We start from the raw sequence: 14083 nt of genomic DNA on the forward strand, positions 1-14083 counted from the left end.
TCTACGGTCGTCTTCACTTCAGGCCGGAAAGGCCAAGGGCGGGGTCGATTCCATCGAGTGCAACGGCCAGAGCCTTGGCCTTGTCGGCGATCTGCTTGCGCTGATCGGCGGTAACGCTGTCGTACGAGGTGTAGCGGCCATCGACTTTCAAACCGTTGAGTTCGGCGTCGAGGGCGCTGATCGCGCTGTCGATGCCGGGCAGCAATTGCGCGGCAGATTTGGTCAGCAGCGGGCGCATCAGGTCCACCACTTTGCGGGCGGCATCCAGGTTGGCGGCGAAGCCGTTGAGATCGGTGTGGCTGTAGCGTTCCTCCTCACCGCTGGCGGCACGTACGTCGGCCAGGCTGTTGAGGTTGCGCACCACGATGCTCACCAGTTGCTCCGGCGGCAGCGACTGGGCCAGCAGCTGTTGCTTGAGGCTGGTGACGTCGGTGACCAGGCGCTGGGCAATCGGCGCCAGGCCGTCGAGATTGCGTTGCTGGAACAGGCCGTATTCGAGACGGTGGAAGCCGCTGAAGGCCGGGTCCTGCTCGCGCTTTTCAAAGTAGTCGGCGCGGGCGTTGATCGCGTTGTCCAGTTCGGCCAGGCGTTGGGAGGCCGGGGCCAGACGCTGGTAGGCCTCGCGGGCCGGTACGTAAAGTGCCTGGGCCTGGGCGAGGTCGCCGGCTTCGATGGCCTGGTCAAGTGCGGTAACGGCCTTGACCAGCGCGCCGCCCTGACTGCTCAGGTACACGCGGAACTCCGACAGCGGGCCGATAAACGCCACCATCGACGGCTTGGCCTTGGCTTGGGCGTCCGACTCGGCAGTCGGTGTCACCTTCAAGGTGCCACGCGGGTTGCTCAGCAGGCCGCAGGTGATCTGGTAGTCGCCGGGCAGCAGGTTGGCGTTGATCACCTGGCTCAGGCCCGGTGCGATGTTTTCGCGCTCTTCGACCACCAGCACGCCGTCGAGGATTTCCCATTCCACGGCACGGTCCGAGCGGTTGATGATGCGGAAGCTGGCGCGTCCCGCCGGTACCGTCAGCGCATTCGGCTCGCAGCTGTGGGCGTGGATCGTCACCGCGATTTCATTGTGGTTGGCCTGGCGCTTGGAGGCGGCCAGTTGCGAGGCGTAGTAGAACAGGCCACCGGCGGCGATCATCACGACCACCGAGCCGCCCACCGCCCAGCGCAAGGCGCGGGAGGGCGGAGCCGGTTGAGGGGTTTGGTTGGACAAGAGGCGGTCCTTACTGGCTGGAAACGGAAGAAGTTGTGCGGGTAGCCGGCTTGTTCGGCGGCGCGGGCAGGAAGAACATCACCAGGGCCACCACCAGGTAAATCAGGTAGGCGCCGAGGGTGCTGACGGTCGGGGCGTCCTGATAGCCGAACATGCCGGCCAGCACCGAGCCCAGCGGGCCATCCATCGGCAGCGTCGCGCTGAAATCGAACAACACGGTTTGCAGGTGGTTCCACACCCCGGCTTCGTGCAGGGCTTGTACCGAGTTGGCGAGGATGCCGGCGGCAACCACCAGGATGAACAGACCGGTCCAGCGGAAGAACGCACCGAGGTTCAGGCGCATGCTGCCGGTGTAGATCAGGAAGCCGACGATGATCGCCAGGATCAGGCCGAGCAGGGCGCCAATCGGCGCACCCGGGCCTTCGCTTTGCTGGAACACGGCCAGCAGGAAGAACACGGTTTCCAGGCCTTCACGGGCCACGGCGAAAAACACCATGGCGATCAGCGCGGTGACCTGGTGTTTGGAACCGGCGAGGGCATGATCGAGGGATTCATGCAGGGAATGCTTGATGGAGCGCGCGACCTTGCGCATCCAGAACACCATGGAGCTGAGAATGCCCACAGCCACCAGGCCGACGATGCCTTCGAACAGTTCCTGTTGTTTCTGCGGGAATTCGGCACTCACCAGTTCCAGGCCACCGCCGACCAGCAGCGCCAGGGCTGCAGCCAGAAATACGCCGATCCACACTGCGGGCATGTACTGGCCACGGCCAGTCTGCTTGAGGTAGCTGGCAATAATGCCAACGATCAAGGCGGCTTCTATGCCTTCGCGCAGCATGATTAGAAATGGAACAAGCATTCGGCACCGCATCGTCATTAGATAGGATGCTAAGTTGTAACATAATGATACTCATTGCTAAACAAGAAATGTTGACCTTTACTGAACCTTGACTGAACGGTGGTGGCAAACCGCAACCGCCACTAGAATGCGCGGCATCGTCCCAGCCACCGGATTGCGCCATTCCCCATGTCGGAAAAAGACACCATCTCCATTCAACTGGTCCGCGAAGCCCTGTTGCAGAGCTGCGCGCCGGGTGCGGCGACCGATGAAGTGTTGAGCAAAGTCGGGATCAGTCCCGCGCTGCTGGAACAGCCAAACGCACGTGTTCCGGCAACGGCTTATGCGCGTCTTTGGCGCCTGCTGGCGCGGCGCATGGATGATGAATTCTTTGGTATGGACCCGCGCAAGCTCAAATCCGGCAGCCTGGAATTCCTGTGTCGGGCCTCTATGGCTCAACCGATCCTGGCCACCGCGCTGGAAACCGGCCTGGGCTTCCTGTCGCTGATGCTCGAGCGCATGCCGGCGCAACTGGTGCACCAGCAGAGCCTGGCGGAAATCGTATTGTTGGAGCCGGAGCCCGAACCCAAACGGGCCTTCACCTATTTTGCCTACTGGATGATCGTCCACGGTGTTGCCTGTTGGCTGGCGGGGCGACGCATTCCGATCCTGGCCATTGAGCTTCGCTGCTCGCAGCCGGACTTCTGCGACGACTACCAAGTGATGTTCTCCGACAACCTGCGCTTCGACCGGCCGCGCACCCGGATGATTTTCTCCGCCGACTGCCTCGACCTGCCAATCAAACGCAGCCCGGAAGAACTCAAGCGCTTCCTGGCCCATGCGCCCGCCAACATCCTCGTCAAATACCGCGACCCCGACAGCCTCGCCACCCGCATCAAGACCGATCTTCGGCAAATGCCTGCCGACACCTGGCCCGAAACCGAAGGCCTGGCCGCGTCCCTGTGCATCTCGGCCTCGACCCTGCGCCGACGCCTGGCGGAAGAAGGGCAGACCTACCAGGGCCTCAAGGATAGCGTGCGCAAGGAGTTGGCGATTGTGTGGCTGGCCGATTCCGACATCAGCTTTACCGAGATCGCCACCCGCCTGGGGTTTGCCGACGCCAGCTCGTTCTACAAGGCGTTTCGCAAGTGGTCAGGCTCCAATCCCGGGCACTATCGCAGCCTGATACTGAACGAAGCGCTGAGCCAATAGGGCACTGACAAGGGCCCGCCAACGTTCGATTGCCTATCCACGGCTTTAATGACCTGGGTCACTTTCCTGTGGCTCGGTGCGTGTGATATTCGGCGCCACCGCTCCATCGTTCGTTTCCTGACGCAGCCTGATCGGCATTTTTCGCCATCAACGTCTACGCCATTTCCCTCATTCAAGAGCAGGATTTCATGGCACTTCACAGAACCGTAGAGACCCAGGACCAAGCCATCGAAGACGTCTATTCGAGTGGCTCCGCCCAGCACAAACTGCCCAAATATCGCCTCCCGGACCACTCGACCACACCGTCCGCCGCCTACAACCTGGTGCGCGACGAGTTGCTGCTGGACGGCAATTCCCGGCAAAACCTGGCGACCTTCTGCACCACCTGGGTCGAGCCCGAAGTGCAGCAGTTGATGGCCGACGCCCTCGACAAAAACATGATCGACAAGGACGAGTACCCGCAGACGGCCGAGATTGAAAACCGTTGCGTACACATCATTGCCGACCTGTGGCACGCGCCGAAGTCCTGGCAAACCGTGGGCTGTTCCACCACCGGATCCAGCGAAGCGGCGATGCTCGGCGGCCTGGCCCTGAAGTGGAGCTGGAAAAAGCGCCGGGAAGCAGCGGGGTTGCCCGCCGACAAACCGAATTTCGTATGCGGCCCGGTGCAGATCTGCTGGAAAAAATTCGCCCGCTATTTCGATGTGGAAATCCGCGAAGTGCCGTTGCGCGGCGACGCATTGGGCCTGCGCCCGGCCGATCTGCGGGAATATTGCGATGAGAACACCATTGGCGTGGTAGCGACCCTGGGCGTGACCTTCACCGGGATCTACGAACCGGTCGCCGCCCTGGCGGCCGAGCTGGACTCGATGCAACGCGATCTCGGCCTGGATATTCCGATCCATGTGGATGCGGCGAGCGGCGGGTTTATCGCCCCGTTCATCCAGCAAGAACTGCAATGGGACTTTGTGATAGAGCGCGTCAAATCCATCAATGCTTCCGGCCACAAGTACGGCCTGGCGCCGCTCGGCGTGGGCTGGGCGATCTGGCGCTCCACCGAAGACCTGCCGGAAGAGCTGATCTTCTACGTCGACTACCTGGGCGGCAACATGTCGACCTTTGCCCTGAACTTCAGCCGGCCCGGCGGTGAAATCATCGCCCAGTACTACAACTTCCTGCGGCTCGGTCGTGACGGCTACACCCGTATTCAACAAGCGTGCTCCGATACGGCGCAGTGGCTGGCATCGGAAATCACCCAGTTCGCACCACTGGAACTGGTGTACGACGGCAAGGACGGGCTGCCGGCGGTCTGCTACAAGCTCAAGGACGGCGTCGATCATGGCTTCAGCCTCTACGACCTGTCGGAGCGTGTGCGCATGCGCGGCTGGCAGATCGCGTCTTACCCGTTGCCATCTGATCGCCAGAACATCGTGGTACAGCGCATCCTGGTGCGGCATGGCGTGAGTCGTGACCTGGTGGCGTTGCTGCTGGAAGACCTGCGCAAAGCCATCGCCTACCTGCAGAAAAACCCGGTAGAGCATTCCGACGCGGGCCCCAGCTTCAGCCATGGCGCCATCGCCGACCCGGTCATCCCGGCCGACACCCCGAACCTCGACTGAGCGCACTGAAAAACCCACCGGGCCTTGAGCCCGGTGCCTTTAGCGTTGCATCGCCAGGTACGAATCATCGTGACTGCCTTCTTTACTTTCCTGCACGACAACCCTTATATCCTGCTGTTCCTGGTGGTTGGCCTGTCTGTCTGGGTCGGGCGCGGCACCATCAAGGGCTACGGCCTGGGCGCGGTGGCCGGGGCCATCGTGATCGGCTGCGCGATTGCAACCTGGGCGTCGTATTACGGCGTGCATTTCGAACTCGATAATTTCACCAAGAGCCTGTTTTATTACCTGTTCATGTACGGCGTCGGGTTGCGGGTCGGGCCTTCGTTCATCAACAGCCTCAAGGGCGATGGCCTGAAGTTCACCTTCCTGGCGATTCTGTCCTCGTTCCTGGGGCTGGGCATTGTGGTGCTCGGCGTGCGGCTACTGTCCCTGCCGGTAGGGGCGGCGGGCGGGATACTCGCCGGTTCGCAAACCATGTCGGCGGCCATTGGTTCCGCCGAACAGGCCATCACCTCGGGCGTGGTGCCACTGCCGCCGGGCACCACAGCGGCAGCGGCGACTGCGATGATCGCGCTGTCCTACGGCATCACCTATATCTGGGGCACAGTCGGGATCATATTGATCTGCAAATACCTCCCGCGCTGGTGGGGTGTGGATGCGCGCAAGGCCGCGAAAGAGTTTGAGGTGGAGCACGGTGTGCCGAACGTCGACGATGCCGGGCTCAGCGGGTACCGGCCGTTTGACCTGCGGGCTTATCGGCTGGTGAACCCGGAGCTGGTGGGGCAGAGCATCGCGCAGTTTCGCGAGCGCTTTGCGCTGTACCAGATCGAGAACGTCGAGCGTGGCGACGAGTTGCTGGGAGCCGATCCGACACTGGTGTTGCAGTTGGGCGATGTGATTGCCCTGGGTGGCAGCCTGGATGCACTGACCGACCACATGGGCCTGATCGGGCCGGAGGTGCCGGATGCCCGGGCCCTGAATATACCGCTGGATGAAGCGGTGATTCTGGTGACCCACAAGGATGCCGTGGGCAGAGCGCTCAAGGAATTCAGCCAGTCACCGATTGCCGGGCAAGTGCAGTTGGTGGGGATTGAACGGGGCGGCGCGCCGATTCCGGTCGGCCTGGAAACCCGCCTGCAACGCCTGGATGTGATGCACCTGGTCGGCCTGCGCAGTGCCATCGACAAGGCCACGGCGTTGTTGGGCAAGGCGGGGCGGGCGAGTACGGCGACCGATTTGCTCACGCTCTCGTTGGGCATGGTGCTGGGGTTGCTGATCGGCCTGATTCAAGTGCCGGCGTTCGGGGCGGCGGTGGGTTTGGGGAATGCGGGCGGGTTGCTGGTGTCGGGGATTATCGTCTCGTCGCTGGTGTCCCGGGTGCGGTTCTTTGGCAATACCCCGAATGCGGCGCGCAACATTCTCGAGGACATGGGGCTGATTTTCTTTGTCGCGATTGTGGGGGTGAATGCCGGGGCCAATCTGGTTTCGCAGATCAGCGCGATCATTGCATTGAAGATCTTTTTGCTTGGGTTCGTGGCTTGCACGATTCCACCGTTTATTGTTTGGGCTGTGGGATTTCATGTGTTCAAGATCAACCCGGCGATTCTCATGGGCGGTGTTGCGGGGGCGCGGAGTCACTCGGGGCCGGCGCGGGAGGCGGCCAAGGAGATCGACAGTACCGTGCCGTGGATCGGGTTTCCTGTGGCGTATGCGGTGTCGGGGATTTTGCTCACGGTGTTTGGGTACTTTGCCATGGTCCTGGCGCGGTAGCTGTATTGGGTACATATCCGTTGCTGCGGTAACGGCGGCTTATGGTTCCGCTCTTACAGCGGGTCACTTTTGGCAAACGCCCCAAAAGTAACCAAAAGGTCTTTGCCCCACCACTCGGTGCCTCGCCTAGGCTCGGCATGCCCGCACTCCGGCACGCTTCCGCGGGCCGCCGCGACGGGCCATCCATGGCCCGGCGCGGCTAAATCGGCTTCCCTGCCGATTTACCCGCTCCACCGTGCCTACTTGCGGCCATCGTGGTTAACGGGGCCCGCAGATCAAGATCAAAAGCAAGAGCACAGCGGCCTCCCGGCCGGCTTGAGTGTTAAAAGCAAAAGCAAAGACCAGAGCGAAAACAAATCTGCTTTTCTGTGGGAGCGGGCTTGCTCGCGAAAAACCTGAGAGCGCCGCGTTCATTCAGAATGCCCGCGTCATCGTTAACGACCTTCGCGAGCAAGCCCGCTCCCACATTTGACCGTGCCCGCTTTAGCTTTTGATTTTGCTCTCCAACACTCAAGCCGGCCGGTAGGCCGCTGTGCTCTGCTTTTGATCTGCTTTTGATCTTGATCTTAGGCGCCCCGTTAAACCACGCTGGCCGAACGCAGGCTTTGGAGCGTGGGTAACCTGGCAGGACGCCAGGTTAGCCGTCCTGGGCCAAGGATGGCCCATGACGGCGGCCCACGGTCCAAAGCCGGAGTGAGGGCACACCGAGCCTAAGCGAGGTGCCGAGTGGTGGGGCAAGAGCGTTTTGCTTACTTTTGCGCTGTTCAAAAGTGAGCCGCTGTAAGAGCGGAACCAATAGCAGCCCTGACCGAAATAACGGATATGTACACACCACAAACGAGCAAAAAAAAGCCCCGCGACCGAATGACGGCACGGGGCTAAAAATTGGCTGGATGCGACCAACCAAAGGAGCTCTTTAAATCACATCACTTGGCACTGGCAATGGTGGTACTCGGCTGCCACCCACCCCCCAACGCCTTGTAAATCGCGACAATCCCACGATACAGATCCACCTCGGCCTGAGCCTGCGAATCCTCGGCAGCCAAACGCTCACGCTGCGCGTCCAGCAACACCAGGAAATCCACCGTCCCTTCGCGGTAACGAATCTCCGCCAGATCCGCAGCAGCCCGGCTCGACTCACTCTGACGAATCAGCGAAACCAACCGCTGTTGGCGCTTACCGTAATCACTGAAGGCATTCTCCGATTCTTCCAGCGCCAGCAACACCTGCTGCTCATAGCTCGCCAGAGCACCATCCGCCTCAGCATCCGCACCACGCAACCGCGCCCGCACACTGCCCAGGTCAAACGCCGCCCAGGTAATGCTCGGACCCAGCGACCACGCATTCGCCGCCGCCGACCCAATCTGCGAACCCCGCCCAGCGGTAAACCCGAGGAACCCACTGAGGCTCACCCGCGGAAACAGATCAGCCTTGGCCACCCCAATCCGCGCCGTGGCCGCTGCCAACTTACGCTCGGCACTGAGAATGTCCGGACGACGCTGCAACAGTTGCCCCGGATCACCAATCGGCAACGCCTTGGCAATCGCCGGCAAATCTTTCGGGCTCAAATCCACGCTCAACTTGTCCGGACGCTCACCGAGCAGCGTAGCGATACGATTACGCTCGCGAACTTCCTCGGCCTGCAGTTGCGGCACACTGGCTTCTACAGCCGCCAGCCGCGCATCGGCCCGCACCACATCGAGCTGATCGCCCACACCGGCATCCCGCAGGCTGACCGTGATGCCGCGCGAATCCTCCTGGTTCTTCAGGTTAGCCACCGCGATTTTCTCGCGCAGTTGCGCGCCTCGCAGTTGACCGTAAGCGTCCACCAGCTCGGCAATCATCGTGACTTGCAGTTGATACAGGTCGGCCTCGGCAACCTGTTGGTCAGCATCGCTGGCCTCGAGGTTGCGGCGGATGCGCCCGAACAAGTCGACTTCCCAGGCCATGTCCAGGCCCAGGTCATAACGCTCACTGTTGACGCGTTTGGTGGTCTGGCCCGGAATCTGGCCTTTGCCCACGTCGCTGCTGGCGCGGCTGGTGATCACCGGCATCACGTCATTGGCAGCGTCGTCACGAATCGCTCGGGCCGCCCGCAGGCGGGCAAATGCCACCCGCAGGTCACGGTTACCGTTCAGGGACTGAGTCACCAACTGGTTAAGGGTCGGGTCCTCGAACTGTTGCCACCAGATGCCTTCGAACTTCGCGTGGTCGTACTGCTTGGCGTCGGCGGCGGCCGTTACGTTGGCCGCCTCCAGTGGCTGGGTTTTATAGTCCGGGCCCACGGCACAGGCGCTCAGCGCCAGTACCAGCAAGCTCGGCAAAAATACTTTCACGCTCATTGCTGTGTCTCCAGCTTCAAGGCCTTGGCCGCTTTGCGCGCTTCACCGCGTTCAACAAACCGGCGGATCAGTACATAGAACACTGGCGTCAGCAGCAGACCGAAGAAGGTCACGCCGATCATCCCGGAGAACACCGCCACACCCATGGCATGACGCATCTCGGCACCGGCACCGCTGGACAACACCAGAGGCACCACACCCATGATGAAGGCGAACGAGGTCATCAGGATCGGCCGCAGACGCAGACGGCAGGCTTCCAGTACCGCAGCGAGCGGGTCGAGGCCTTCCTGCTGTTTATCCTTGGCGAACTCGACGATCAGAATCGCGTTCTTACAGGCCAGGCCCACCAGTACGATCAGGCCGATCTGGGTAAAGATGTTGTTGTCGCCGCCAGAGATAATCACACCGGTGATGGCCGACAGCAGGGTCATCGGTACGATCAGGATCACCGCCAGTGGCAGGCTCCAGCTTTCGTATTGGGCGGCCAGTACCAGGAACGCCAGCAGTACGCAGAGCGGGAACACGAACAGCGCAGTGTTGCCCGAGAGGATTTGCTGATAGGTCAGGTCAGTCCACTCGTAGGTCATGCCGTTGGGCAGTTCGTCTTTCAACAGTTTCTCGATCGCCACCTGGGCCTGGCCAGAGCTGTAGCCCGGTGCAGCGTTGCCGTTGATCTCGGCGGTGATGAAGCCGTTGTAGTGCATCACGCGGTCCGGGCCCGAGGTGTCGCTGACCTTGATGAAGGTCGCCAGCGGGATCATCTCGCCTTTGTTGTTACGCACTTTCAGCTGGCCGATCTGGTCTTCATCCTGGCGGAACTGCTGCTCAGCCTGCACGTTGACCTGATAGGTGCGCCCGAAGCGGTTGAAGTCGTTGGCATACAACGAACCCAGGTAGATCTGCAGAGTGTCGAAAATGTCACTGATCGCCACGCCGTGGGTCTTGGCCTTTTCGCGGTCGATGGCCGCATCGACCTGGGGCACGTTGACCGTGTAGCTGGTGAACAGGCCGAACAACTCAGGCACGCCACGGCTCTTGGTAATGATGTTCTGCACTTCTTTGTACAGCTCGTCGTAACCCAGGTTGCCACGGTCTTCGACCTGCAGGCGGAACCCGCCAATCGTACCCAGGCCCTGTACCGGCGGCGGTGGGAAGATCGCCATGTAGGCTTCCTGGATGCTGCTGTACTTGCCATTCAGCGCACCGGCAATCGCACCGGCAGACAGGCTCGGGTCTTTACGCTCATCGAAAGGCTTCAAGGTCACGAACACGATGCCGTTGTTCGGGCTGTTGGTAAAACCGTTGATCGACAAGCCGGGGAAGGCGATCGCGCTTTCCACGCCGGGCTGTTTCATCGCAATGTCGGACATGCGTTTGATCACGTCTTCGGTGCGGTCCAGGCTCGCCGCGTCCGGCAATTGCGCAAAGGCCACCAGGTATTGCTTGTCCTGGGCCGGTACGAAACCGGTCGGCGTGTGGGCAAAGCCCAACCAGGTCAGGACCATCAGGCCGGCGTACAGGAACAGCGCGATACCACTGCCGCGAATCACCCGGCGCACCGTGCCGACGTAACCATGGCTGGCCTTCTCGAAGAAACGGTTGAACGGCTTGAACAACCAACCGCCCAGCAACTTGTCGAGGAACCTGGAGAAGCCGTCTTTCGGAGCGTTGTGGCCTTTAAGTAGTACCGCTGCCAGGGCGGGCGACAGGGTCAGCGAGTTGAACGCCGAAATCACCGTCGAGATCGCAATGGTCAAGGCGAACTGCTTATAGAACTGCCCGGTCAAGCCGCTGATAAAGGCCGCTGGAATGAACACCGCACACAGTACCAGCGCGGTCGCGATGATCGGGCCGGTCACTTCGCTCATGGCCTTTTCGGTGGCCTGGAACGGTTCCAGTCCAAGCTCGATGTTCCGCTCGACGTTCTCCACCACCACGATGGCGTCGTCCACCACGATACCAATCGCCAACACCAGTCCGAACAGCGACAGCGCATTGAGCGAGAAGCCAAACATGTGCATCACTGCAAAGGTACCGATCAACGAAACCGGCACTGCCACCAGCGGAATGATCGAGGCGCGCCAGGTCTGCAGGAACAGGATCACCACCAGCACCACCAGAATCAGTGCTTCGAACAAGGTGTGAACCACGGCCTCGATGGAACCGCGTACGAACACGGTCGGGTCATAGGCGATTCGGTAATCCATGCCTTCCGGGAAGCTCTTTTTCAGTTCCGCCATTTCGGCGCGCACTTCATTGGAGATGTCGATGGCGTTGGAGCCAGGGCGCTGGAAGATCGGGATCGCCACGGCCGGCTGGTTGTCGATCAACGAGCGCAGGGCGTACTGACTGGACCCCAGCTCAACCCGTGCGATGTCCTTCAGACGCGTGATTTCGCCGTTGTCACCGGCACGAATGACGATGTTTTCGAACTCTTCCTCAGTGACCAGACGGCCTTGGGTATTCACCGACAGCTGGAAACTGGTGTCAGTCGGCGCAGGCTGCGCCCCCAGTGCACCGGCCGCTACCTGGCGGTTCTGTTCGCGAATGGCCGTTACCACATCAGTGGCGGTCAGGTTGCGCGAGGCGGTCTTGTTCGGATCGAGCCACACCCGCAGGGAGTAGTCGCCCATGCCGAACAGCTGCACATCACCCACGCCGCCAAGGCGTGCCAGCTCATCCTTGATATTCAGGATCGCGTAGTTGGACAGGTACAGCATGTTGTAGCGCTGATCGGGGGAGGTGATGTGCACCACCATGGTCAGGTCGGGAGAGGCCTTGTCCACAGTAATACCGATGCGTGTCACTTCCTCAGGCAGTTTGGGCTGAGTCCGGGTGACCCGGTTCTGCACCTGTACCTGCGCGTTATCCAGGTCGGTGCCCAGAGCGAAGGTGATGGTCAGGGTCAGCTTGCCGTCGGCGGTCGACTGCGAGGACATGTACAGCATGTTCTCGACGCCGGTGATGGCTTGCTCCAGAGGCGCGGCTACGGTTTCACCGATGACCTTGGGGTTGGCGCCCGGGAAGTTGGCACGGACCACGACGGTCGGCGGTACCACTTCCGGGTATTCACTGATCGGCAGCTGGAACAGTGAAATCGCGCCGGCGATCAGGATCAACAGCGACAGCACCGCTGCGAAGATCGGCCGCGAAATGAAGAACTTGGAAAAATTCATCTTGAGTCGTATCCCTTAACCGCGTGGAGTCGCTGTACTTGCGAGCTTGGGCGCGGCTTTATCCGGCGCCACTTGCTCCAGGTTGCTGGCTTCAAGCGCTTGTCGTTGTTGTGCCAAGGCGGCGAGGGTTTCCTTGCTGGCCATCGGGACGGTTTCCGGAGCAACCGGCGATCCCGGGCGAACGCGTTGCAGGCCCTTGACGATGATCGTGTCGTCCTTGGTCAGGCCGCTGCGCACGATGCGCAAGCCTTCGATCTTCGGCCCCAGTTCCACGGCGCGATAGGCAGGCTTGTCACCGTCCATCACCAGTACGAACTTCTTGCCCAGGTCAGTGCCCACGGCTTCGTCGCTGATCAGCACGGCGGAGTAGGTGCCGCTGCCCACCAGCTTCAGGCGGGCATACAGGCCAGGGGTGTATTCGCCCTTGCTGTTATCGAACACGGCGCGACCGCGAATGGTGCCGGTGGCCGGGTTGACCTGGTTGTCGACGAAGTTCATCTGGCCCAGGTGCGGGTTGCCGGTTTCATTGGACAGGCCCAGGTACACCGGGGTGGTCGCGCCACGGCGACCCTGGCGCGCGAGTTCGGTGTACTTGAGGTACACGCGCTCATCGGCGTCGAAGTAGGCGTAGACCTTGTCGGTGGAGACCACGCTGGTCAGCGCGGTGACATCGGCGGTCACCAGGTTGCCGGCGGTGATCTCGGCACGGCTGACACGGCCGCTGATGGGCGAAGTCACGCGGGTGAAACTCAGGTTCAACTTGGCCAGGTCCAACTGCGCCTGGATCCCGGCGACGGCGGCGCGGGCTTCCTGAGCGGCGGTGGTGCGCGAGTCGGCCAGTTCGGCGGAGATCGCATTGCTCTGGCGCAGGCGTTCGCCGCGTTGGGCTTCGTTATCGCTGCGGGTAGCGGCGGCCTTGGTTTGTGCGAGTTGTGCTTCGAGGCGGCGCACCTCAGCCTGGAATGGGCGTGGGTCGATCTGGAACAGCAGGTCGCCTTTCTTGACCAGCGCGCCTTCAGTGAACGCTACCTGATCGATCTGGCCCGACACGCGCGGACGAATCTGCACGGTCTCCGGCGCTTCGAGACGGCCGGTGAATTCGTCCCACTCGTTGACCGGTTGTTCCAGCACCTTGGCCACGCTGACATGGCTGGGTGGCATGGCGGCCGCTTGTTCCGGCGCCTTGCCGCAGGCGCTCATCACCATCACGGCCAAAATGGCCAAGGGATAGCGCAAATGTTTGAGAGACTGTTCCATGAGGTGCATCCGCCAATGTATTTAAGATGGGCGGATCATGCTCGGCAGGGTGCTATCTCACGAATCGAATGAAACAAAGGTAACTATCATTCGGAATGATATAAGCGTAAAGCGAGCCCTCTAGCATGCAGGTTTCGTTAGGGAGCTATCAATGCGATTGATGACAAAGGACTGTTGCGCAAGATGCAAGGAACAGCACGCCCTATAAAGTGTCCGGCGTGCTGACTATTCAAATGTACACAGCGCCGGGTTGGTTGCCGTGCATTCGTTGCCTGCCCATGCGCTGCCGACCGGCTTGGCATTGACCGGGTTTTTCAGGGTCATGCTCACCGGTTCATGGTTCTGATCCAGGTAGTGGCATGCCACCGACGACTGACCCTGGCTGCTTTGGATCACCGCCTTTTCAAAGTGGACCTGGTGCAGGTCCTTCTGCTCTGTCATCGGGTTTTGCCCGGTCCATTGCCGACCGTCCGGGCCGGACGCGGAGTAGGCAACCACTTCGCCGGTCGGCGTCTTTTTGTACGTATCTTTAAGGGCATGGGTGGGCGGGCAAGCGGCAGTGCCAGCGTAGGCATTGCCCACCAACGCCATCAGGGTCACCACGAGGGCTGAGGTTTTCTTCAGCTGCCTATTCATCACACGTGCTCCTGGTC

At 61.2% G+C, this 14083-nt stretch carries 9 protein-coding genes; 3 read left to right on the top strand and 6 right to left on the bottom strand.

Annotated elements, in window-relative coordinates:
- Positions 1 to 13: 13 nt before the first annotated feature.
- Together efeO and efeU are read right to left on the bottom strand one after the other, a co-directional pair.
- The gene (gene efeO, locus NVB75_RS01945) at positions 14 to 1216 is read right to left on the bottom strand and encodes an iron uptake system protein EfeO (RefSeq protein WP_258345668.1); all 1203 of its coding nucleotides are present in this window, start codon (positions 1214 to 1216) and stop codon (positions 14 to 16) included.
- A 10-nt stretch (positions 1217 to 1226) separates the two neighbouring features.
- Positions 1227 to 2075 (bottom strand): iron uptake transporter permease EfeU, encoded by an 849-nt coding sequence (gene efeU, locus NVB75_RS01950; protein WP_258345669.1) that lies wholly within the window; start codon positions 2073 to 2075, stop codon positions 1227 to 1229.
- 168 nt (positions 2076 to 2243) lie between these two features.
- Between efeU and NVB75_RS01955 the strand changes: the two genes are divergently transcribed.
- From NVB75_RS01955 to NVB75_RS01965, 3 genes are all read left to right on the top strand, one after another.
- A complete protein-coding gene (locus NVB75_RS01955) occupies positions 2244 to 3266 on the top strand; it encodes an AraC family transcriptional regulator (RefSeq protein WP_258345670.1) in 1023 nt (340 codons plus the stop codon).
- A 188-nt stretch (positions 3267 to 3454) separates the two neighbouring features.
- Positions 3455 to 4885, top strand: coding sequence for a glutamate decarboxylase (locus NVB75_RS01960; RefSeq protein WP_258345673.1), 1431 nt, complete (start codon positions 3455 to 3457; stop codon positions 4883 to 4885).
- A gap of 69 nt (positions 4886 to 4954) precedes the next feature.
- Positions 4955 to 6655: an aspartate:alanine exchanger family transporter gene (locus NVB75_RS01965; RefSeq protein WP_258345674.1), complete on the top strand. Its 1701-nt coding sequence runs from the start codon at positions 4955 to 4957 to the stop codon at positions 6653 to 6655.
- Between the two features lie 926 nt (positions 6656 to 7581).
- Here the strand turns inward: NVB75_RS01965 and NVB75_RS01970 are convergent.
- The 4 genes from NVB75_RS01970 to NVB75_RS01985 form a co-directional block, all read right to left on the bottom strand.
- Positions 7582 to 8997, bottom strand: coding sequence for an efflux transporter outer membrane subunit (locus NVB75_RS01970; RefSeq protein WP_076013564.1), 1416 nt, complete (start codon positions 8995 to 8997; stop codon positions 7582 to 7584).
- A complete protein-coding gene (locus NVB75_RS01975) occupies positions 8994 to 12173 on the bottom strand; it encodes an efflux RND transporter permease subunit (protein ID WP_258345675.1) in 3180 nt (1059 codons plus the stop codon). The genes NVB75_RS01970 and NVB75_RS01975 overlap by 4 nt, the downstream gene beginning before the upstream one ends.
- Positions 12174 to 12188: 15 nt before the next feature.
- Positions 12189 to 13430 carry a multidrug efflux RND transporter periplasmic adaptor subunit MexE gene (mexE, locus tag NVB75_RS01980; RefSeq protein ID WP_258345677.1) on the bottom strand — a complete coding sequence of 414 codons (1242 nt, stop codon included), beginning with the start codon at positions 13428 to 13430 and terminating at the stop codon, positions 12189 to 12191.
- 225 nt (positions 13431 to 13655) lie between these two features.
- Positions 13656 to 14066, bottom strand: coding sequence for a DUF3757 domain-containing protein (locus NVB75_RS01985; RefSeq protein WP_258345678.1), 411 nt, complete (start codon positions 14064 to 14066; stop codon positions 13656 to 13658).
- Between the last annotated feature and the right edge of the window lie 17 nt (positions 14067 to 14083).

This window comes from Pseudomonas sp. CBS, assembly GCF_024734645.1.
Taxonomy (GTDB): domain Bacteria; phylum Pseudomonadota; class Gammaproteobacteria; order Pseudomonadales; family Pseudomonadaceae; genus Aquipseudomonas.

Bases quoted from the DNA above. Each gene is read 5' to 3' on its own strand.
- mexE (WP_258345677.1), bottom strand. From the start codon at position 13,430: ATGGAACAGTCTCTCAAACATTTGCGCTATCCCTTGGCCATTTTGGCC.
- NVB75_RS01970 (WP_076013564.1), bottom strand. From the start codon at position 8,997: ATGAGCGTGAAAGTATTTTTGCCGAGCTTGCTGGTACTGGCGCTGAGC.
- NVB75_RS01960 (WP_258345673.1), top strand. From the start codon at position 3,455: ATGGCACTTCACAGAACCGTAGAGACCCAGGACCAAGCCATCGAAGAC.
- efeU (WP_258345669.1), bottom strand. From the start codon at position 2,075: ATGCTTGTTCCATTTCTAATCATGCTGCGCGAAGGCATAGAAGCCGCC.
- NVB75_RS01955 (WP_258345670.1), top strand. From the start codon at position 2,244: ATGTCGGAAAAAGACACCATCTCCATTCAACTGGTCCGCGAAGCCCTG.
- NVB75_RS01975 (WP_258345675.1), bottom strand. From the start codon at position 12,173: ATGAATTTTTCCAAGTTCTTCATTTCGCGGCCGATCTTCGCAGCGGTG.
- NVB75_RS01985 (WP_258345678.1), bottom strand. From the start codon at position 14,066: ATGAATAGGCAGCTGAAGAAAACCTCAGCCCTCGTGGTGACCCTGATG.